Raw genomic sequence first — 19,499 nt, 5'->3', positions numbered from 1 at the left:
CCCAAGGCCGCCCGGTACACTGAACGCGGACCCCATGCGGCGTTCATCTCGTGAACCTCCCCAGGGCCGGAAGGCAGCAAGGATAAGCGAGCTCTGACGGGTGCGTGGGGTCCCTCGACCTCTGGCCGACCCTGCTCGGTGCTTTGCACCTTCGCGGGGTCGGTCTTCGTCGTTGTTTGGGGGGCCGAGCCCCCCAAGCCCCCCACGGTGCGGTTGCTTGCCGACCCAGCGTGGGCCCGCACCCCTCCTCTCTCTCGCGCCCACCGTGCGGTTGCTTGCCGACCCAGCTTGGGCCCGCACCCCCACCTCTCACGCCCCCACCGTGCGGTTGCTGCCGACCCAGCTTGGGCACGTATTTCGCGCCTGTCCTCCACAGCGTGGGTGCTTGCTGACCCAGCGTGGGAATGGGGTGGGCCTCGTCCTGCCTGTGCGGTCTTCTTGCCCGGGTTCGCTTCCTTGGGCCGGTGGAGTTGGTGGTGGGGGCGTTCGGGTGGTGGATCACGCTCTGTGGGTGGGTGTGGTTCGGCTGGTCGGGCGATCACTGGCATCGTTCGGGTGTTTCTTCCTGGTGGGGGTTGGCTCGCCGGATTCGCTTTGGTTGCCTGCTTGTGGGTCGCCACGGCGGAAGGGGCGTTATGCAGCCGTTCGAATTGCCGGAGTTCTACATGCCTTATCCGGCGCGGATCAATCCGCATCTCGAGCGGGCGCGTGAGCACAGCAAAGCCTGGGCCTACGAGATGGACATGATCGACGTCCCCCAGAACGGCACCAAGATCTGGGACGAGCACGACTTCGACTCCCACGACTACGCACTCCTGTGCGCATACACGCACCCCGACTGCACCGGCGCCGACCTCGACCTCGTCACCGACTGGTACGTCTGGGTCTTCTACTTCGACGACCACTTCCTCGAACTGTTCAAACGAACCCGCGACCTCCCCGCCGCGCACGCGTACCTCGAGCGGCTGGCCCTGTTCATGCCGGTCGACGGCGAGATCACCGAAGAACCGGGAAACCCCGTCGAACGCGGGCTCGCCGACCTCTGGGGACGCACCGTCCCCGCGCATTCCCTCGATTTCCGGCAACGGTTCGTCGTCAGCACCAAAAACCTCCTCGACGAATCCCTGTGGGAACTCGCCAACATCAGCGAAGGCCGGGTTTCGAACCCGATCGAGTACGTCGAGATGCGGCGGAAGGTCGGCGGCGCGCCATGGTCCGCCAACCTCATCGAACACGCCGTCGGCGCCGAGGTGCCCGCCTCCATCGCGGGCAGCCGCGCGCTGACCGTCCTCCGCGACACCTTCGCCGACGCCGTCCACCTGCGCAACGACATCTTCTCCTACGAGCGCGAGGTGCTCGACGAAGGCGAACTGTCCAACGGGATCCTCGTGTTCGAGAAGTTCCTCGGACTGTCCACACAGGAGGCCGCCGACGCGGTCAACGAACTGCTCACCTCGCGCCTGCACCAGTTCGAACACACCGCGCTGACCGAAGTACCGCCGCTGCTCGCCACCCACGGCGAGGACCCGTTCGGTGTCGCCGCGTACGTGAAAGGCCTGCAGGACTGGCAGTCCGGCGGCCACGAGTGGCACCTGCGCTCGTCGCGGTACATGAACTCCGCCGCCCGGCCGCTCGACGGGCCGGCAGGGCTCGGCACGTCGGCGGCACGCATCGTGCGATCGCTGACCGGGACCGCGCCGCAGCGGGCGCGCGCGTTCAGCCACACGCCGTACGAACGGGTCGGCAGCGTCGAACTGCCGGAGATGTACATCCCGTTCGACCTGACGCTGTCACCGCACCTCGACGCCGCACGGCAGAACCTGGTCACGTGGTGCCAGTCGATGGGCCTCCTGTCCGAAGGCATCTGGACCGAACAGACACTGCTGGACGCCGACCTGCCGCTGTGCGGCGCGGGCATCCACCCCTCGGCGACACCCGAAGGACTGGACCTGACCTCCAAGTGGCTGGCCTGGGGCACCTACGGTGACGACCTCTACCCGAAGGTGTACGGCCTGACCGGTGACGCGGCGGGTGCGCACGTGAGCAACGAGCGCCTCAAGGCGTTGATGCCGGTGGAACTGACCGTGCCGTCGGTGCTGCCGGCCACCGCACTGGAACGCAGTCTGGCGGACCTGTGGGTGCGGACAGCGGGACCCATGGTCATCGAGGCACGCGGCCAGTTCCGGACGGCGATCGACAAGATGCTCGACAGCTGGCTGTGGGAGCTGGACAACCAGCGGCTGAACCGGATCCCGGACCCCGTGGACTACGTGGAGATGCGGCGCAGCACGTTCGGCTCGGACCTGACGATGAGCCTGTCGCGGATCGCGCACCTCGGGGTGCTGCCGGAGTGGGTGTACCGGACGCGGCCCGTCCAGTCGCTGGAGAACTCGGCCATGGACTCGGCGTGCCTGATCAACGACATGTTCTCGTACCGCAAGGAGATCGAGTTCGAGGGCGAGGTCCACAACGCGGTGCTGGTGGTGCGGAACTTCCTGTCGTGCTCGCAGGAGCGGGCGTTCGAGGTGGTGCGCGACCTGCAGGCCGCGCGGACGCGGCAGTTCGAACACGTGGTGGACAAGGAACTGCCCGCGGTCCTCGGCGAACTGACCGGGGACGCCCACTCGGCGATGCTGGAGTACGTGCAGGAACTGCGTGACTGGCTCGCGGGCATCCTGAACTGGCACCAGGGGGTCAGGCGGTACAAGGACGAGACGCTGGAGCAGCCGGTGCGCGTCGGTGCACTGACCGGCCTTGGCACGTCGGCGGCGAGGTATCTGGTGTCCTGAACGTGGTCGCGCTGGACGGCAGCTGGGGTGACGCAGTACCGAAAGGGCACGACCTACGGCCACGTAGAGTGGTGAACAGCAACCCCCGAACCGAAACCGGCCGGTACCCAACCCCCACCCTGCCCCGGGGGCGCGCTGGGACCAGGCCGCGGTCAACGCCGTCCACGACGAGGCGAAGACCGCCGACGACACCGACTGGCCGCAGCTCCTCGCCCTGTACGGGGTGCTGCGCGGCATCTCAGAGAACCTGATGGTCGCGCTCAACCACGCCGTCGCGTTCGCGATGATCCACGGCCCGGCCGCCGGGCTCGACCTGCTCACCACCATCGCCGCCGACAAGCGGATCGCGGGCCACCACCGGCTCACGCGGTCCGCGCGCACCTGCTGGAGATGGCCGACGACCACACCGCGGCGGCCGAGGAGTACCGGATCGCCGCGAGCCGCACCACGAGCGTGCCCGAGCAGCGCTACCTGACGCTGCGCGCCGCCCGGACCGCCCGCCGTCAGTCGATCAGCCGGGACGGCGGCTCACCGAGCGCCGGCGCCAAGCCGTGCACGACGGCCTGGTCCGGGGCGCCGATGTAGTGGCCGTCCGCGTCGAAGATGACCGTGAACAGCCTGCCTTCGTAGTCCGGGAGGCTGTAGCCGGTGCCCTTCTCGCCGAGCACGTTCGCCGTGTCCGGCTGGGTCTGGATGCCCGGCAGCAACTTCACCGCCTCCTCGAGCGCGACCTCCAGGTCCGCGGGCACACCGTTGCCGGTCAGCAGCCGCCGCAGGAAGTTCAGCTCCAGGTAGGCGAGGTTCCCCGCGGAGAACGTCTTGTCGTCGGCCGAGAAGTCGCCGCCCGGACCGGTCCGCCGCGCCTCCTCGGCGACCGCCTCGTCGTGCAACTGCTGCACGATCGCCTCAGGGTCACGTGGCGCGTTCGCGAGGAAGTCCAGCGTCGGGTTGAACCACGACCCGGGCGCCGTGCACTTCTCGTCGGACGCCGTCACAGCCGGGTAGCAGACCCCCGACTCGGGCGCCAGGACCGTCATGGAGCTGTCGGGCACGACCCGGCCATCCACGACCTTCAGGCCGCCGACGATCTTCTGCCGCCACGCGTCCGTGCGTGCCTTCCCCTGCCACAGCTCGACTTCCGCGAGGTTCTCGCCGGGCACACCGCTCACCACCCGCGAGTAGTACACCTCCGGTGCCTGCCCGACGACGGCGTCCTGCCGCTGCGGCCCACCGTCACCCGGCAAGAGCACGACACCGGCCACCACCAGCCCGACGACCGCGGCCGCGGCGGCAGTCACCGGCATGACCCAGCCCCGCCGCGGCGTCGGCGCGGCAGCGGTCAGCGGCGGGCACGGCACGTCGGGCACCTCGCCCGCGCGACGCCGCAGGGCGGCGGCGAGGTCCTTCTCGAGGTCAGTGCTCATCGTTGGTGTCCTTCATGCGGCGGCGCAGGGTGTTCAGGGCTCGGTGGGCGGCGGCCTTCACGGTGCCGGCGGAAACGCCCAGGGTCGCGGCGGTCTCGGCTTCGGACAACTCGCAGTAGTAGCGGAGGACGATCACCTCGCGCTGGCGGGCGGGCAGCAGGTCGACGTGGCGCAGCAGCTCCCGGTGCCGCTCGGCGGCCAGCAGCTCCCGCTCAGCGGACGGCACGTCCCGGGGTTTGGTCAGCCCCATGAGGTACCGGTTGACCGTCCGCTGCCGCCGCAGCCGCGACCGCGCCCGGTTGATGACCGCCTTGCGCAGGTAGGCGACGAGGTGCGCGGTGTCGTCGACGTCCGGCCGCAGCCGAAGCACACCCTCGAGACAGTCCTGCACGACGTCCCGCGCCGCGTCCGCGTCCCCGGTCAGCAGCGCCGCCAGCCGCACGAGCGGCATCCACTGCTCCTCGAGCACAGCAACGAGCGACGGCGGCGGCACGACCGGCCGCACGTTCACGTCCGCGGCCATGCCGGTCCCCGTGATCTCATGCTCAGGACACGCCCCAGCCCACAGATGGTTACTCCGGTGTGGCCCAGGTCACCCCACCCAGCCGCTTTGGGCCCACCCGACCCCCTCCGGTACCCTCACCGGCGGAGGATTCGCATAGTGGCCTAGTGCGCACGATTGGAAATCGTGTTGGGTGTTAAAGCCCTCGCGGGTTCAAATCCCGCATCCTCCGCGCTCTGAACAGGCAGAACGCCCGGTGTCCGTGATCATGGACACCGGGCGTTCGTCGTCTCACAGGGGTGCTGGGTCTCGGTTTGGGTCTCAGTCGCCCTTGAGGTCGACTCACCCTGCTCGGTCCGCGCCAAACAGCGGGACTGCAGTTCTCTCCACAGGCGTAACACCTTGCCGCCGGCGAGGCAGCCAGGCACCTCCAGTGCGTGGAACCTCAGCCCCTGGTTCGACCCCGCGGTAGGCGGGCACAACCACCCTGAAGCAGCCTGTCGATCGACCTTCGCCCAAGCGTTGCGCTCTCCGCCTCCCCCCCAGATGGGGTATGGCGCCTTGCCAGGTGCCAGATTACACTCAGGATCGTGGACGACGGGACTCAGTACCAGCTGCACGTTCGCCTTACCGAGGGCGAGATCGCCACCTTGGAAGCGATGGGAGATGTCATCCGCTTCCCAAAAGGCAACATCCTCATGGGCGAAGGGGAGACGACCACGTTTGTGCTTCTAATCCGCAAGGGGCACGTCAAGGTGGTTGCCGGCACTCCCCGTCGAGTGGTTGCCATACGTGGTCCAGGTGACTTGATTGGCGAGATGGCGGCAATCCGAAACAAGCCCCGGTCGGCCAGTGTCTTTGCACTTGAAGATGTTGAAGCGCTCCACCTTTCCGCCAGCAAGTGGTTCAGCTTCCTAGAGACCAATTTCCGCGCGACGTTGGCCCTGATATACACGGTGCAAGAACGCTTGGCGGAGTCCACGCATTTGACGGTTGAATCCCAGCTAGCTGGAGCACAAAAGCTTGCAAAAGCGCTTGTCGATCTGTGCACGAAAGGACTGGGGGTTACCTCCGCCGGGAAGACGACCCTCGGGTTCAGCCAGGTCGACCTCGCCGAACTCGCTGGCATATCGACTGACTCAGTCAAGAAGATCGTTCGGCCGCTACGCGAAAAAGGAATCTTGTCCGTAGGGCGTCAAACCATCACGGTACTTGATCTAGCAAAACTGGAGTCTATCGCCAGAGGCGACACTCCGACCTCATAAGGTATAAGGTTTGCCACAGGGAGCCGGAATCATGCCGCCGAGCAGAATCTTGTTTGATCCGAGTTCACATCCGTTGTTCAGTCGACTCGCCGAACTTGACCTCGACCGTGAGAACTTTGCCATTTTTGGCAGTGCACCACTGTACGCGCGAGGCATGATCTCACAAATCAGCGATTTGGATATCATTGCCCGAGGCGCTGCATGGAACAAGGCTCGCCAGTTGGGCACGTCCGCATTCGGGCCGCTACGCAGCATTCCGATCATCCAGTTCTGGGGCGGGAAGATCGAGATATTCAGCGAGTGGCTACCAAGGATCTGGGACACGGACTTTCTCATTGATCAGTCCGAGTGGCTCAGCGGATTCCGATTCGTCCGACTTGAGTGTGTACTGACGTATAAATGGGTACTCAACCGGCCAAAAGATCTTGTTCACATGGAACAGGTTCGCGGCTGCCTTGCGCACCAGAGCGCGTCGCCAAGGTTGGGAAGGTAGCTCAACTCGTCATTTGGGCGAGCTTTGGACGCGTCAAGGTTGGTTGAATAACCACGCTCTGAAGCAGTTCCTAAACATCGCAACCCATAGCTCCCTAACCGGACATCCGCGTCAACCGCCTACCGCCGCACTGTAATTATCCAATCTGTTAAGCGAGGTTGACATGATGCCACCGTGGACATCCGAAAAGGTCGTACTGCAGCCGTACGATCCTCGCTGGATTGACCGCGCAAGGACGGAAAACGACCGGGTTGAAGAATTATTGGAGCCTTGGCTTGTTGATGGCGTCCAGCATATCGGCTCCACTGCGGTGGTCGGACTCATCGCGAAGCCAATTATTGACTTAATCGCATCGGTGCGCGACTTGTCGAACATTTCCCTCGTCGCCTCAGGAAGACTTACGGCAGAGGGTTGGACGTATGTGGACCCGGAGTTCGACGCACAGCCTTGGCGCCGGTTCTTCATCAAAACGGACACATCCGGCCGCCATCGCCAATCTCATCTGCACATTGTCCAGGCCGGAGGGTCGAAGTGGGTAGAGATGATTAGTTTCAGAGACGCACTTCGCCATGACCATGTTCTTGCGAGGCGATATGAAGACCTCAAGGTTCGACTCGCGGAACAGCATAAATACGATCGCAAAGCCTACACTATGGCAAAAACGGAATTTGTGATGGCCGCACTGAGAGCGCTGCCAGCAGACAGGCAGATGAAGTCCTCGCGCGCATAGTTATACCACCAAGAGGACTTGCGAGACCATTCACGGACACACGGATTTTTTTTCCTGATCGCAAACCGGATCACCACGGATCCAATTGTGGTAACTTGCTAACAACCGGTCAATAATACCCGTAACACGAGCGCTCCAAACCCTTCTCCAGCGCAGGCACAATGCCCATCTAGTCGTCGTAAAAGTTGGCCCACATCAACCCACCCACTTGGTTCGCGATAGCACTCAAGAACTCACTCGGCACGTGCATGTAACGCTTCGCGATTGAGGCATCCGACCAACCCATGATCTCCATAACGGCTGGCAACGGCACCTTGAGCACCAGGAGCATGGTCGCGGCCGTGTGCCGGGCGTCGTGCAATCGCGCGTCCCGTACTTTCGCCGCGCGCAGTAGGGCTTTCCACGCTTCGTGGTCCACGGTCGGGTGGACCGGGCCGCCGAGTCGGCTGGTGAACACCCATCCTTCCTCGCGCCACAGGTTCGCAGCGTGCGCGCGTTCGACGGCTTGCTGTTCCCGGTGCCGCTCGATCTCGTGTACCAACGGCGCGGGGATGCCGACCGTGCGGCGACCGGCGCGGGACTTCACGTCCGTGGTGACCACTCCCCCGCTGTGCCGTTGCGGGCAGTGCGCGCCGTACCTTCGGCCGCACGGTTTGGCGTCTGCGCAGCCGTGCTGCCAGACGAACTGCTGGACTGCGCGTCGGATGGTCATCGTGGCGGTCTTCAGTTGACGGTCTGGGCAGAGTTGCGCGGCCGCTCCGCGGCACTCGCTGTCCTTCTCGCAGCCGTGCTGCCACTTGATGTCCAGGTCCGACCACTTCAGCCCGAGAGCCTCGCCGCGCCGTAGGCCGAGTGTCAGCGCGACCACGAACCGTGCACCGTTGCGCACGTCCGCGGCCGTGGCGAGAATTCGGCGCGCTTCCTCCACGGTGAACGGCACGATCTCGTCTTCTTCGACCTTCGGCGGCTTCGCGACCTTCGCCACGTTCTCGACGACGTGCCGACGCTTGACCGCCTCACCGAGCGCAACCCGCACGGTCCGATGCGCCAGGTGCACCGTCCCTGCCGCGAGTCCCTTCCCTCCCTTGTCCTTCGGGACTTGCAGCTTCGCGTACAGCCTTTCGAGGTGTTCCGGCTCCAGCTTGTCCAGCCGGTGCGCACCGACCCCCGGGATCAGGTGGTTGTAGACCGACGAGCGGTAGCCCACCATCGTGGTCCGGCGCACGGTCGGGGCCGCGATGTTCTCGACCCAGTGCCGCAGCCACTTCTCCACCGTCCACCCGCGACCCGGTTTCCGCACCTTGCCCGCGTCGCGCTGCTTCTCCAGCTCGCGGACAGCGCGGATCGCGTCCGCTTCGGTGTTGCGCTTGACGTGACGACGGTCCGGCCGGCCGTCGTCGCGGACGCCCATCGTCACGCGGCCGTGCCACTTCCCGTCACTGCCGAGGTAGATGGACGATGCCCCGTTGGGGTTACGGGTTCCCTCTGCGCGCTTCCTGCGTGCCACTTCTGTGGTTCCTCTCATCGCTGCTTTTGGGCATGGCTCCGCCCGAGCGGTTTGCGTTTGCGGTAAACCGGCTGGTCAGGCGGCGTTCTGGTCGGTGAGCAAGCGCGTCATGAACGCGTCCAGTGCGCCTACCGGGATGCGGCGGAGTCGGCCGACGCGCACCGACATGACCTCTCCGGCCTTGATGAGCGCGTACATGCGGGTGCGGCTGATGGAGAGCAGCTCAGCCGCTGCCTCGACGGTGATCAGCAGCCGCGGCGGCTCGCTGTCGCCTGTCGGGGTAACCATGGTGGGCACCTCTCCCCTCGTGTCGACGTGACCGGTCCTCGTGGGTGTCACTGGCGTTGTCACAGCGATTCCTCCTGTTCAGAAGGGGTGGAGTGACTGAGTGACAGGTGTGACAGCGGTGACGTGTCACGGGCCTGGTCACTCGACTGGTCGCCCGGTTCGGGTGGGTAGTAGGCCCCACCAGGCGCGACGCGGAGTTGGCCCTGTTCGGCCATCCGCGAGAGGGTCTTGCGCACCGTGGCCGGTGGCTTGTCGAGGGCCTTCGCCAGGTCGGCGGGCTTGCTGCCGGGGCACTCGCGCACCAACCGCATCAGCAGGGCGCGCGTGTCGCGCATCTCGTAGTCCGACGCGGGGCCGTCGAGCTTGCTCCAGAACGTCCCGTCGAACGTCATGGCGTAGTCGCTCTCCACCACGTCGCGGCCGGTGACGTGCAGGACGCCGTCCGCCTGCCCGCGCGAACGCTCGAGTACGAGCGTGGCGTCCACCGCACCGGTCAGGCCGTTGGTGCCGGACACGAGGTCCTGCCAGTCCTCGGCGGCCTGCTTGCGGACGTGGTGGATCAGCAGGATCGGCACGCCGTAGTTGTCCGCGATGGTCTTGAACCGGCCAGCCGCGGCGTAGTCGGCCGCGTACGCGGACACGCCCTGCGGGTTGCGACCGCGCATCTTCTCGAAGGTGTCGACGATGATCAGCCGGGCGTTCGGGTTCTCCTCGATCCACTCGACGATGACCGCGTCACCGCCGTTCGGCATGGTCGGGCAGGCCGTCTCCAGCGTCAGCAACGGCGCGGCCCGACCGCCAGCAGCGAGCATCTGCCGGCGGCGGGACTGCAACCGGCGGCCGGTGTCCTCCAACGCGCAGTACAGGACCGGGCCGCGCTCGACCTCGATCCCGCCCAACGCCGGATCACCGTTCGCGATGGACGCGCCGATGCCGAGCGAGAGCCAGGACTTGCCCAGCTTCGGCGCACCGGCCAGCAGGTTGAGTCCTTCGCACAGTAGCCCGGGTACGGCCCACCGCGGCGGCGGGAACTCCTGGTTCAACAGCTGGTCGTCGGTCCACCGCGTCCGCCGTTCCGGCGAGGCCGGGACCGCATGCAGGGCACGAGCTGGTGCCGTGTTCATCACGCGGCCTCCCGAATGGCGTGGCTAAGAAGAGCGGTAAGCGCGGTCCGGCGGCTGGGGTAGTCGAGATCTGTGCTCCAGCGCGCGGCGCTGTCGCCGTCCTCTCGCCAGCAGGCCCACCAACGTCGGCCGCCGTAGCGCCAGCCGCGCCACGGTCGGCCGTCACCGACCCAGCCGACCCACCGACCCGCGACCAGCACGCGGTAGGCGACCGTTCCGCCACCGTGCAGGCCGTCTGTCCGCTCCAGACGCGTGTCAGCGCTCATCAGGCCACCTGCCGGGGCTGCTGTGCACCTGCGTCCAGACCGGAGCGGATGGTGGCCATGGCCTGGCCCTGGCTGTACGCACCGACCGAGATGTGTGTCCACGCAGCGGCGAACAGCTCGTTGACCGCCTGGTCCTCGCGCAGCGCGCCACCGGCCACGAGCTGACCGAGCGACTTGGCCGCGACGAACAGGCGCGCATTGCGCTGCCCTTCGCGGGCCTGCTCGACCTGCGCGCACTCCAGGCTCACGGCCGCATCCACGTACCGAGACCGGCGGCCAGCAGCCACCCGCACCGGATGGTCCGGCACCACCGAACGTGGCGCGGGCCGGAGCAGCATCACGAGCCAGGCAGGCAACGGCGCGACGGGCAGATCGAGCAGCACGCGGTAGCGGCGGCCGTCCACTGCCGACTCTGGCGCGACGACATAGCCGCCGTGCGCGCGGGTGTCCACTTTCCACCCGAGCGTGCCCGCCGTGTTCCGCAGCTCGACGCCGTCCGGCGCGCGGTAGTACAGGTGCAGGCCACCGGACGGGGTGGCCACGGTGAACGTGTCGACCGGTACCGGCTCACCAGCACGGTCGGCAAGCACCGCGAGCACGTCCTGTCCATCCCGGACACCTGGCATGTCCCAGTCGGCCGGGCAGGGGTCGTCTTCGGGCTTGGGGGTGTCGAGATCGAGCACCACGAGACCGGACGGACCGGTTGCGGTGCCGACGTTGAAGCGGCCGGCCGACCACGCGGACCGGATGCGGTCGGAGTCTGTAGTGGCGCGCTGCTCCCATCCCCGGTGACCGTCGCGGCAAGCGTCGGTGCGCGGGCAGCGGGCCTTGCGGTGCAGGGCCGGGACCTTGCTGCCTGGACGGAGCGGGAAGACGTGCCAACCGCGGGCCGCGGCCGTGAGCGCGGCCGTCAACATGTCTGAGTCAGTAGCCATGGTGATCCCTCCGAAGTAGACGGTCAGTGGCGGCGCATGGCGCGCAGGTGGTTGATCAGTCGGCGGCCGACACGCAGACGACGGCCGGTGCCGTCGCAACGTCGGCAGCGCCAGAGACGCCGGGCGTCGGAGTGGCGGCAGGAGGTGAAGGGGAAGAGCCAGCAGCGGACGAAGTAGCCAGCGGTGACGATCGCCAGGGCGACCACCACGACCGAGACCAGACCAGCAATGCTGTGATCCTGGGTAGCAGCGTCGGGAATGCCGGTAGCGGCAAGCGTGGACATAGGTGTCTCCAGAGAGCCTGTTTTGGGCAGCGTCGACCAGGGCCGCTATCCGCTACCTGCGGAAATAGCGCCTGATCAGATGTGTTGTGAGTGGTAGCGGGGTGGGGTAGCGGTGCCGCTACCGGTAGCGCGACAGCCGCTACCCCACCGATCCGCTCGGATCACTCGCGACGGTTACCGTGTGTGAGATTCGCGGCGCGTCATGGCCGCGTGGATGTCGTCGGCCTTCGCGCCCTTGAGCACCTGGCCGTCCCACTTGACGTTCACGCTCGACACGCCCAGCGCACGGAGTTGGGCACTGATCGCGTCGGCCGTGATGTCGCCGTAGTGCTCTGGCGCGTGCTCGACCAGGCGGCCGGCGAGGATCTGCCAGGGCAGGCGGCCGGAGCCGTTGAACACGGCCAACGCGTCCGCCAGGACGTCCCGCACCTCGCGTGCGATCTCCTCGCCGGCGGCCTGCCCGGTGAGCGTGCCGACTCGTTCACGGTGCTTGCGGGCCGCCAGCAGGATCTTCTCCGCGTCGGTGTGGTCGGCCAGGAACGTGCTGGTCGTCGGAGTGTGGTCGGACTGTCCGTACAGCAGGCCCAGGCCCAGGTACTCCTCGCCTACCGGCAGGCTGGACGCGTCGTAGCCCTCGGCGTACGCATCACCACCCAGCACCGCCTCACTGACGGTGCGGTTGCCGCACTTGAGCGCGAAGCGAACCGCGTGGTTGTCGCGGTAGCGGTTGAACAACCGGCCCACGTCACCCGCACCGACCCCGGACGGCTTCTGCGAGCTGGACAGGATGACCACACCGGCCGACGGTCCGACTGCCTGAATCCTCGACAGCTTGGCCGCGATCTCCTTGTTCACGGCCTGGTCCTCGGTCTCGAAGTAGACCTGAAACTCCTCCATGACCAGCACCAGCACCCGCAGGTCCGGGTACCGCGGATCGCGCGCAAGCTCCTCGGTCAGCTTCCCTTCTGGACAGACGGAGACCGGCAGGCTCGCGAGGATCTGGTTCACCCGCTCGATGTGCGCGAGCACCTCGTCCAGCACCGCCAGCAGGTGCCCGATCGGGTCGTCGTCGTTCGGGTTGGGGTGCGTGCCGAAGATGATCCGGTGCGCAACCAGCCGGAACTTCGCCCAGTCCGGCGAGTTCTTCCCGTCGACCACGATCAGCTTCACGTAAGGGTCCAGCGCGGCGTGCAGCGCGATCAGGCGCGCGGTGAACGTCTTGCCCTTGCGCGGCTGCGCGCCGATCAGGATGGACACCCACATCAGCGCCAGCTCGACGAGGTTCCCGCGCTCGTCCTTGCCGAACCGCAACGGCCGCCAGATCGAGCGCGGCTTGCAGTCCAGCATGTCCGTCCGACCGGCAGGCACCGCCAGCGGATCGCGGTCCGCCACGAACAGCATGTGCCGGCGGCTGGACGTCTTGTCCGGCGAGAGGAACACCTGGTTGACGTGCACGTCCAAACCGGACGCGATCTTCTCCCGCGCGTTCATCACGTCCGACCAGCCCTTGCCGTACGGCAGATCGATCACGACCTGGGAACCGGTGTTCCGCGCATCGCGCGACATTGGTGAACCGAACTGGATCTGCTGTTCTGGCTTGCTGAGGTTGCCCAGACCGGCGGCGTAGTAGGCGCGCAGCACGATGTCCGAGTTGAGCTTGCGGAACCGCGGTGCCACCACCGCCGTGCCGATCAGCGTCCGGCCAGCCGGACGGCCGTAGTGCGCCAGCCCGGCAACCGCACCCGTGCCGACGAGCAGCAGCCACGCGGCGGGCACCAGCGCCAGCATGATCGGCAGACCGATCACCAGCGCCAGCGTCTCGGCGGCCAGGACGATGCCGCGCCACATGCGGGTAGCCTTAACCTCCCGGTGCACCCGCTGCCACTCCAGCAGTTGGTTGGTGTTCGCGGCGTGCTGCTCCATCGAGTACGCGCCCGGCACCCACCACCACCGGATCTGACCACCCGCCACTCGCAGCACACCGCGTGCCGCGTAGTAGGCCAGCCTCACGACGTACCAAGGCAAGCGAACCGCGTGGAACGCGGACACGTGCGCGGCGCGGCCACCCGCGCGGCGGGCCGTGGCCTTGAGATTCTGCGGCCGTAGCTGCGGCGGGATGATCGGACGACGCTTCCCGTCCGCGGCCTGCACCGGCACGGCCGACGCGATGTCGACCGGCAGCGGCGTGGCGGCTGGCCGCGACTCGTCCAGCTCGACCTCGTAAGCGGTGTCCGCTCCCCCGGTCCGGGCTTCACCGTTGACGATCCTGCGCGACTGCAACGGGATCACGTTGCCGTTCACGGGCTGGTGCTCGTGAACGTCCTTTGCGTTGTTCATGAACTCCCCCGTGTCGGTCTCGTGAATGCCGCCGTGAACGTGTTCGTGAACGTCACGGCGCGGGCCGCCGTCGGATGTTGGGATCTTCATCAGGCGGCCTCCTGCCCGTCGGCGGACCGCACAGCGGGGTGCGTCGTGGTGATCTCGTCGCGGAGCGCGGCAGCCACCTTCGGAGACAGGCCCGCGGAACAGCCGCTGGCGCGGCGTGCCCATGCCGGAGTGATCTCGACGCCCGGCGACCACGAGGCCCGCGCGTCGTTCACGTAGTCCGCGAGCAGCTTCCGGCTCGCCTTGCGCACCTTGCGGCCAGCAGAGCGCTTGCGCTCGGACTTGGCGGGCTCCGACGTAACCGTGTCGGCCGTCTCGGGCACCGGCTCCAGCCCGTGCCTACGGCTGAGCGTGAACGTGCCGGTCGTGAACACCAGCCGCGCCGTTCCGTCCTCCTCGATCCGGGCCACGGCCGTACGCACGGCTACCCGCTGAACACGGGCCACCTTGCGCGCCACCCGTGCGGCCATCCTCGCGGCGTCCCGCTCGCTGCGGGACCGGCGCGGCGACGCGGTCACCAACTGGTGCGCGATCACTCCGGCCACGCTTGCCAGGCCCATCACGATGCCGTCGAACACGCTGCCGGTGGCCTGCCAGCCGTGGCCGAAGTTCACGCCGAAACCGGCCGCGGTGAACGTCCACACGCCGACCTGCAATGCCCACACCGGACGCTCCGGGTGTCGGTGGCGGGTCACGTGCACCGCGATCGAGAAGGCCCACATGCCCAGCTCGGTGATGAAGAACAGCGCGAGCCCGGTCGCGGAGTCGTACAGGCTGTACCCGTAGGCGGCCATGGCAGGTACCGCCATCACGGCGGACACCAGCGCCAGCGGGTAGATCAGCAGATCCACCACGTGTGCACTGGCCCAGCCACGCATGGCCGCAACGCGAGCAGTGCGCCGAGCGCGTGCCGTCGCACGTCGGGCGTTCTTCTCCGCGCGGGCCTGCTGACGCAGCCGGACACGGTGTTCCGCGTCTGCGCGCTCTCGCTCTGCTCGCGCGGCGTCCTTCGCGGTCTCGATCTCCGCGAGCACCCGCGCGTTCCTGCGCGCTTCCTCGGCTCGCGCGGCCTCGTCCAACCGGCGCTGTTCCCGCCGATCGGGCGCGTAGCCCGGGATGTAGCTGGTGCCTACGATTGGGGCCTCTCCACTTCCTTGCAGGTGGTTGGGAGACCCGACCCGGTGGGGGTTGCTTGCCGACGTCACCACCGGGCCGGGGTTGAACTGGTGTTGGGGCGTCATCACGCCACCTCTCCGGTCACGTCGGAGATGCCGAAGCGGGTCGGCAACGTCCGCAGCACCGTCCGGTCCTCCCGGCGACGTGCCCGACGTGCCCGCGTCTGGTCGGTGAACACTCGCGTGAGCCGCACGGTCTCGCGCTGCTCGGCGGCAGCCCACTCGCGCTCGGCTTCCTCGACGAGGGCGTCGATCTCGGCAACCTCGGCCGCTGCGGCTTCCTCTTCCGCGACGGCGGCAATGTCGGCGTCCAGCTGCGGGATCAGCGCTTCGGTGACTCGCCTGTCGGTGATCTTCAGCGAAAACATCGGTCTCCTCAGGTCACATCTGGACTAGGCCAGATTGGAATAATGAGGCAGTAAGTAGTCCAGATACGAGATGTCAAGTTCTGGCCTAGGCCAGCTAAGATCGGGTGTTGACTAGGGGACGGCGTGGAGATGCCGGCGAAGGGGGACTAATGCCTGGTCGCAAGGACATTGCCGCGACGCTCAGAGACCGGATCCGAGCCGGTGAGTACCCGGTCGGGAGCAAGATGCCGAGCACGCGCGAGATCACGACCGAACTCGGCGGCTCGCGAGCGACGACCAGCGCTGCCCTGCACTTGCTCGCGGACGAGGGTTTCCTGACCCTCAAGGACAAGAGCACCGCCGTGGTGCGCTCCCCCGAGGCAACGGACGAGACTCCCGAGTCCCGCCTTGCGGATGTGCGGGCGGAGCTGCTGGCGCTCCGCGGAGACGTGGCCGACGTACAACAGCGGCTCGACGACGTGACCGAACGGCTCTCGAACGCGCTGGACAAACTGAGGACCTGACAGTGCGAGCGTCAGCCGCCGAACTGCCAAACGAAGGTCCACAGTCGCTCGATCACATCGACGAGTGCGCCCCCGAGTGCCTTGACCATGGCGGCCGCCTCGCTCGGGTGCTTCACCGCGATCACGAGAAGCGCGACAGCGACAAACGCACTGACCAACTTGGGCAGGGTCTTGCCGCCGGTCGGCAGCGGCATGTGGGTCTTGGCCATGGCTTCCTCCTGTGTGTCCGGTTGTCGCCGTGTGTGCCATGGCTCTATGAAACCGCCACCTGACCTGCGCAAACAGGGCACACTAGGGGGCACACTTGATCAGTCGGGGCACAGTCGGGGGACGTGATGGCGGGTAATGAGCACCCTCGAAGCGGTGATGTTGGCGGCCGGTTTCCTGCGAGAAGACGGCACGGTCGGCCTCAAGGTCTTCGGCCGCGCGGTGAGCCGTCACGCAGGCCGGGACCTCAACCACACGTACGTACGCCGCTGGCTCAACGGGATGGTGCCGCGGGAGGAGAAGGTGCGCCGCGCCATCATGCAGGCCCTCGGCGAGAAGCTCGGCCGGCCGGTCAGCCTCGACGAGGTCGGATTCGGCAAGTCCAAGAAGGTGCCTGCCGACCTGGGTCTGTCCTACCCGGACAAAGCGGCAGACGGAATCGCCGCGGTCACCGACCTGTGGCAGGCGGATCTCGCTGGCGCGTCGACGCTCGTCACGGCACCCGCGAACGTCGGAGCGTGGAACGACGCGTCGCTGTCCTGGCTGGTGTCGGCCAGGCACGACGAGACGCACAGCACCGGGAGTCGCCGAGTCGGGCCGGGGGACATCGCAGGTGTCCGCAGCACGACCGACATGTTCGACCACCTCGACGGCCAGCATGGCGGCGGCCACGCGCGAACAGCGCTGATCCAGTTCCTGCGTACCGACCTGGCCGGCCTGCTGCGCGGGGCGTACAGCGACGAGATCGGCCGCGAGCTGTTCAAGGCCGCAGCACAGGCGACGCTTCTTGGCGCGTGGATGTCCTATGACGCCGGGCTTCACGGCCTGGCCCAGCGGTACTTCATTCAGGCGCTACGACTCGCCGAGTCGTCCGGTGACCGGCTGCTCGGCGCGAGCATCCTCGACGCCATGAGCCACCAGGCCACGTTCCTCGGCCGGTACCGTGAGGCGGCCAACCTGGCGCGAGCCGCTCGACTGGGTACGACGACGGCCGGATCGGCGAGCGCCGCGGCGCACTTCTACGCGATGGAGGCTCGCGCCCTGGCACGTCTCGGTGACGCGGCGGCATGCGACGAGGCCATGTCGGGCGCGGTTCGCGAGTTCGAACGACGGAACACCAAGAGCGACCCCGCCGAGTGGTTCGCCTACTTCAACGACGCGGAGCTGGCGGCGGAGCTTGGCCACTGCAACCGCGACCTCGGGCGCGCCGTGGACGCCAGCACGTACGCCACGCAGTCGCTCGGACTGACTCCCAGCGGCTATGTCCGCAGCGACTTCTTCGCGACGATGGTCCTCGCGGATTCGTACCTTGAGCAGGGCGAACTAGAGGAAGCCTGCCGAGTGGCGCTGAGCGCGCTGGAGATCGGCGAGCAACTGAAGTCCGCCCGCTGCGGTGCCTACGTGAAGGAGTTCCGAGAACGGCTCACGCGCGTCGGTGACACGGCAACCGTCAGGGAGTTCGAGGAGCAGGCGTCCGGTACTCGCCTCTGGACTCCCCAGGACGCTAGAACGGTGCCCAGTCCCGACGACTTCCGCCAGACCTGATCGACTCCACGCGCTTGTGTACCTCGGCGGCCGCCTTCTCGTCGGCGTCGGCCTTGCCTGCGAGCCACAACGTCATCGAGATCTCGCGGTAGCCGGCCAGGACGCGGTACCCGGACCACGACATGATGTCGAACCCGTACACGTCGACGAATGTCCGGTACTCCTCTTCCGTGTGCCACCCGAACCGCTCGTAGAACAGGGCCGTCTGCACCAGATCCCACTCGCGCGGGCCGACAGCGAAACCGTCGAGATCGATCAGCACGGGGTCACCGTCGCGGCTCAGGATCACGTTGCCAACGTTCGCGTCACCGTGAATCACGCCCGGCGGCAGCGGGAACTCCAAGGTGTCGTACCGGTTCCGCAGCTCTCCGATCAGCTCGCGGAGGAAGTCGGCGTCCGCGGTGTCGAGGTTCGCGAGCACGGACAGACGGTTGTCCAGGTCGGCGAACGGTTGCGCGGCTGGGAGCGTGAAACTCGGCGGTTCGAGGTCATGCAGTCGCCGGATCAGATCGGCAACCTGCCGGATCGGCGCGTACTTCTCGCTCTCGGAGACCGAGACCCAGAAGGTGGCAGGGTGCCCGTCGGCGTCAACGGGCTGATCGACGTCGAGCGCGCGAGTGGCCGGGTAGCCAGCCTGCTCCAACCATCGCGCCACCTGGACTTGCCGCGTGACGTTCTCCACCGTGTCCGCGTCGCGACTGATCCGCACGATGACTGGTTCGGCGAGCCGGTACACCGCGTTCGACCCCAGCCGGACGAGCTTCGCGTCGGTCGGGTCCACCCTGACCTGTTCGCAGGCTTTCACCAGGAAGTCGTGCGCCGTCTCTTCGGTCAGAGCCGCTCTGCTGCTCAATGTCTGCGATCCCTTTCGCTGAACCAGCCGATGTCTAGTGTCCGCCAAAGCCAGCGTCTCCGGCTCATGTACCCCGGACGGGGTTCCTATGGCGATGGTTGCGGTCCGCCTCCCGGGATGGCGTAGGGGGACGGGAGGCGGACCGCGCCCAGCTACGCGGGGAAGGAGGCACCCGTAGCTGGGTGATCAGGGGAGCTAATGCCGGTGTGGGGTTCTCATGGCCGGCCGAATCACGAGGTTCGGGTTGTTCGGCGTGCGCACGCTCTCTGTGAGGCCGTGCCGAAACGCGGGCGGTAGCGCGCAACCAGGCGGAGGCGTCACCAGCGGCCGCTGTACCCGTTCCTTGCCGTATTCGTCCCAGGTGAGCGCGGCCCTGAGCGCGTGCACCGGTACGCCGCTGTCCCACTCGGTGACTAACTCGGGCACGAACACGTCCCGACACGGCGGCGTCCGGTAGGCAACGGCACCCGTCCTGCGCACGAGAACGACGTCAGCGGCACCGTCGTCCCAGAAGAACGCGGCACCGCGCACCTCAGGTTCGGAGCCGGAGCTGTGGCCCCACTCGTACAACGTCCACCCTCGACGCGTCATCTTGTCCAGCAGAAGGCGGATCTCGATGTCCCCGACCTGCGGCACGTCCATGGCCACTCCCTTGTTCGGGCCGGTGGGACAGCAGAGAGGCGCTCGTTAACCGTCGAATCGCGGAGCGCCCCTCAGCGGGAGCACCCGAACCCTGCCCCACCGACAGACAGGAAACTACACCGGAATTTCCGGTTGGAGTTGGCAAGAACTAAAGTTGCACCGAACGGAGTACTTGCGGTACACGGTGAGTGAGCACCACGGGAGAATGCCCGCC

The 19,499-nt window shown here is 67.1% G+C and carries 20 protein-coding genes, 1 tRNA gene and 1 other RNA gene; 9 read left to right on the top strand and 13 right to left on the bottom strand.

All coding sequences use genetic code 11. The features are described 5' to 3' along the window. Window positions 1-24: 24 nt before the first annotated feature. The 3 genes from ffs to FHR82_RS16325 all read left to right on the top strand — a co-directional run bounded on the left by ffs (window position 25) and on the right by FHR82_RS16325 (window position 3,264). An RNA gene (gene ffs / locus FHR82_RS16335) (signal recognition particle sRNA small type) lies at window positions 25-119 on the top strand. Between the two features lie 516 nt (window positions 120-635). Next, window positions 636-2,789, top strand: coding sequence for a terpene synthase family protein (locus FHR82_RS16330; protein WP_184811215.1), 2,154 nt, complete (start codon window positions 636-638; stop codon window positions 2,787-2,789). Between the two features lie 223 nt (window positions 2,790-3,012). Next, entirely contained in the window at window positions 3,013-3,264 is a 252-nt protein-coding gene (locus FHR82_RS16325; RefSeq protein ID WP_184811214.1) for a hypothetical protein, read from the top strand. 28 nt (window positions 3,265-3,292) lie between these two features. On the opposite strand, the gene FHR82_RS16320 is transcribed toward FHR82_RS16325, so the two are convergent. Together FHR82_RS16320 and FHR82_RS16315 are read right to left on the bottom strand one after the other, a co-directional pair. Next, window positions 3,293-4,213, bottom strand: coding sequence for a hypothetical protein (locus FHR82_RS16320; RefSeq protein WP_184811213.1), 921 nt, complete (start codon window positions 4,211-4,213; stop codon window positions 3,293-3,295). Further along, window positions 4,203-4,736 carry an RNA polymerase sigma factor gene (locus FHR82_RS16315; RefSeq protein WP_225944033.1) on the bottom strand — a complete coding sequence of 178 codons (534 nt, stop codon included), beginning with the start codon at window positions 4,734-4,736 and terminating at the stop codon, window positions 4,203-4,205. Before FHR82_RS16315 ends, FHR82_RS16320 begins: the two co-directional genes overlap by 11 nt. A gap of 124 nt (window positions 4,737-4,860) precedes the next feature. Here FHR82_RS16315 and FHR82_RS16310 point away from each other — a divergent pair. The 4 genes from FHR82_RS16310 to FHR82_RS16295 all read left to right on the top strand — a co-directional run bounded on the left by FHR82_RS16310 (window position 4,861) and on the right by FHR82_RS16295 (window position 7,203). Then, a tRNA-Ser gene (locus FHR82_RS16310) sits at window positions 4,861-4,947 on the top strand. A gap of 358 nt (window positions 4,948-5,305) precedes the next feature. Then, entirely contained in the window at window positions 5,306-5,980 is a 675-nt protein-coding gene (locus FHR82_RS16305) for a Crp/Fnr family transcriptional regulator (RefSeq protein WP_184811212.1), read from the top strand. A 31-nt stretch (window positions 5,981-6,011) separates the two neighbouring features. Next, on the top strand, window positions 6,012-6,473 hold the full coding sequence (locus FHR82_RS16300) for a hypothetical protein (protein WP_184811211.1): 462 nt from the start codon (window positions 6,012-6,014) through the stop codon (window positions 6,471-6,473). Between the two features lie 163 nt (window positions 6,474-6,636). After that, window positions 6,637-7,203 (top strand): GrpB family protein, encoded by a 567-nt coding sequence (locus tag FHR82_RS16295; protein ID WP_184811210.1) that lies wholly within the window; start codon window positions 6,637-6,639, stop codon window positions 7,201-7,203. Window positions 7,204-7,372: 169 nt separating this feature from the next. Here the strand turns inward: FHR82_RS16295 and FHR82_RS16290 are convergent, their stop codons facing one another. The 8 genes from FHR82_RS16290 to FHR82_RS16255 all read right to left on the bottom strand — a co-directional run bounded on the left by FHR82_RS16290 (window position 7,373) and on the right by FHR82_RS16255 (window position 15,535). Further along, window positions 7,373-8,710, bottom strand: a complete 1,338-nt coding sequence (locus tag FHR82_RS16290; RefSeq protein ID WP_184811209.1) for a tyrosine-type recombinase/integrase — start codon at window positions 8,708-8,710, stop codon at window positions 7,373-7,375. 75 nt (window positions 8,711-8,785) lie between these two features. Beyond that, entirely contained in the window at window positions 8,786-8,998 is a 213-nt protein-coding gene (locus FHR82_RS16285) for a helix-turn-helix domain-containing protein (protein ID WP_184811208.1), read from the bottom strand. Between the two features lie 59 nt (window positions 8,999-9,057). Next, the gene (locus tag FHR82_RS16280; protein WP_184811207.1) at window positions 9,058-10,122 is read right to left on the bottom strand and encodes an AAA family ATPase; all 1,065 of its coding nucleotides are present in this window, start codon (window positions 10,120-10,122) and stop codon (window positions 9,058-9,060) included. A 265-nt stretch (window positions 10,123-10,387) separates the two neighbouring features. After that, entirely contained in the window at window positions 10,388-11,323 is a 936-nt protein-coding gene (locus FHR82_RS16275) for a bifunctional DNA primase/polymerase (RefSeq protein ID WP_184811206.1), read from the bottom strand. A 23-nt stretch (window positions 11,324-11,346) separates the two neighbouring features. Next, a complete protein-coding gene (locus tag FHR82_RS16270; RefSeq protein WP_221463984.1) occupies window positions 11,347-11,607 on the bottom strand; it encodes a hypothetical protein in 261 nt (86 codons plus the stop codon). A 174-nt stretch (window positions 11,608-11,781) separates the two neighbouring features. After that, window positions 11,782-13,944, bottom strand: a complete 2,163-nt coding sequence (locus tag FHR82_RS16265) for a hypothetical protein (RefSeq protein WP_221463799.1) — start codon at window positions 13,942-13,944, stop codon at window positions 11,782-11,784. Window positions 13,945-14,033: 89 nt separating this feature from the next. Continuing rightward, window positions 14,034-15,233, bottom strand: coding sequence for a hypothetical protein (locus FHR82_RS16260; protein WP_184811205.1), 1,200 nt, complete (start codon window positions 15,231-15,233; stop codon window positions 14,034-14,036). Continuing rightward, window positions 15,233-15,535, bottom strand: coding sequence for a hypothetical protein (locus FHR82_RS16255; protein WP_184811204.1), 303 nt, complete (start codon window positions 15,533-15,535; stop codon window positions 15,233-15,235). The genes FHR82_RS16260 and FHR82_RS16255 overlap by 1 nt, the downstream gene beginning before the upstream one ends. A 149-nt stretch (window positions 15,536-15,684) precedes the next feature. Here FHR82_RS16255 and FHR82_RS16250 point away from each other — a divergent pair, with 149 nt between their 5' ends. Beyond that, entirely contained in the window at window positions 15,685-16,038 is a 354-nt protein-coding gene (locus FHR82_RS16250; RefSeq protein ID WP_184811203.1) for a winged helix-turn-helix domain-containing protein, read from the top strand. Between the two features lie 11 nt (window positions 16,039-16,049). Here the strand turns inward: FHR82_RS16250 and FHR82_RS16245 are convergent, their stop codons facing one another. Then, on the bottom strand, window positions 16,050-16,247 hold the full coding sequence (locus tag FHR82_RS16245) for a hypothetical protein (protein ID WP_184811202.1): 198 nt from the start codon (window positions 16,245-16,247) through the stop codon (window positions 16,050-16,052). A 136-nt stretch (window positions 16,248-16,383) separates the two neighbouring features. Here FHR82_RS16245 and FHR82_RS46115 point away from each other — a divergent pair, with 136 nt between their 5' ends. After that, window positions 16,384-17,790, top strand: a complete 1,407-nt coding sequence (locus tag FHR82_RS46115) for an NsdA family TPR-like regulatory protein (RefSeq protein WP_184811201.1) — start codon at window positions 16,384-16,386, stop codon at window positions 17,788-17,790. Here the strand turns inward: FHR82_RS46115 and FHR82_RS16235 are convergent. Next, window positions 17,750-18,643, bottom strand: a complete 894-nt coding sequence (locus FHR82_RS16235; RefSeq protein ID WP_184811200.1) for an aminoglycoside phosphotransferase family protein — start codon at window positions 18,641-18,643, stop codon at window positions 17,750-17,752. The two genes, FHR82_RS46115 and FHR82_RS16235, sit on opposite strands and share 41 nt — an antisense overlap. Before the next feature lie 195 nt (window positions 18,644-18,838). Then, entirely contained in the window at window positions 18,839-19,285 is a 447-nt protein-coding gene (locus FHR82_RS16230; RefSeq protein ID WP_184811199.1) for a hypothetical protein, read from the bottom strand. Window positions 19,286-19,499: the final 214 nt, after the last annotated feature.

The sequence above is a fragment of the Actinophytocola algeriensis genome (assembly GCF_014203735.1).
In the GTDB taxonomy this organism is placed as follows: domain Bacteria; phylum Actinomycetota; class Actinomycetes; order Mycobacteriales; family Pseudonocardiaceae; genus Actinophytocola; species Actinophytocola algeriensis.
Note: the sequence above shows the minus strand (reverse complement) of the source record. Positions and strands in the feature narration are given on the sequence as shown.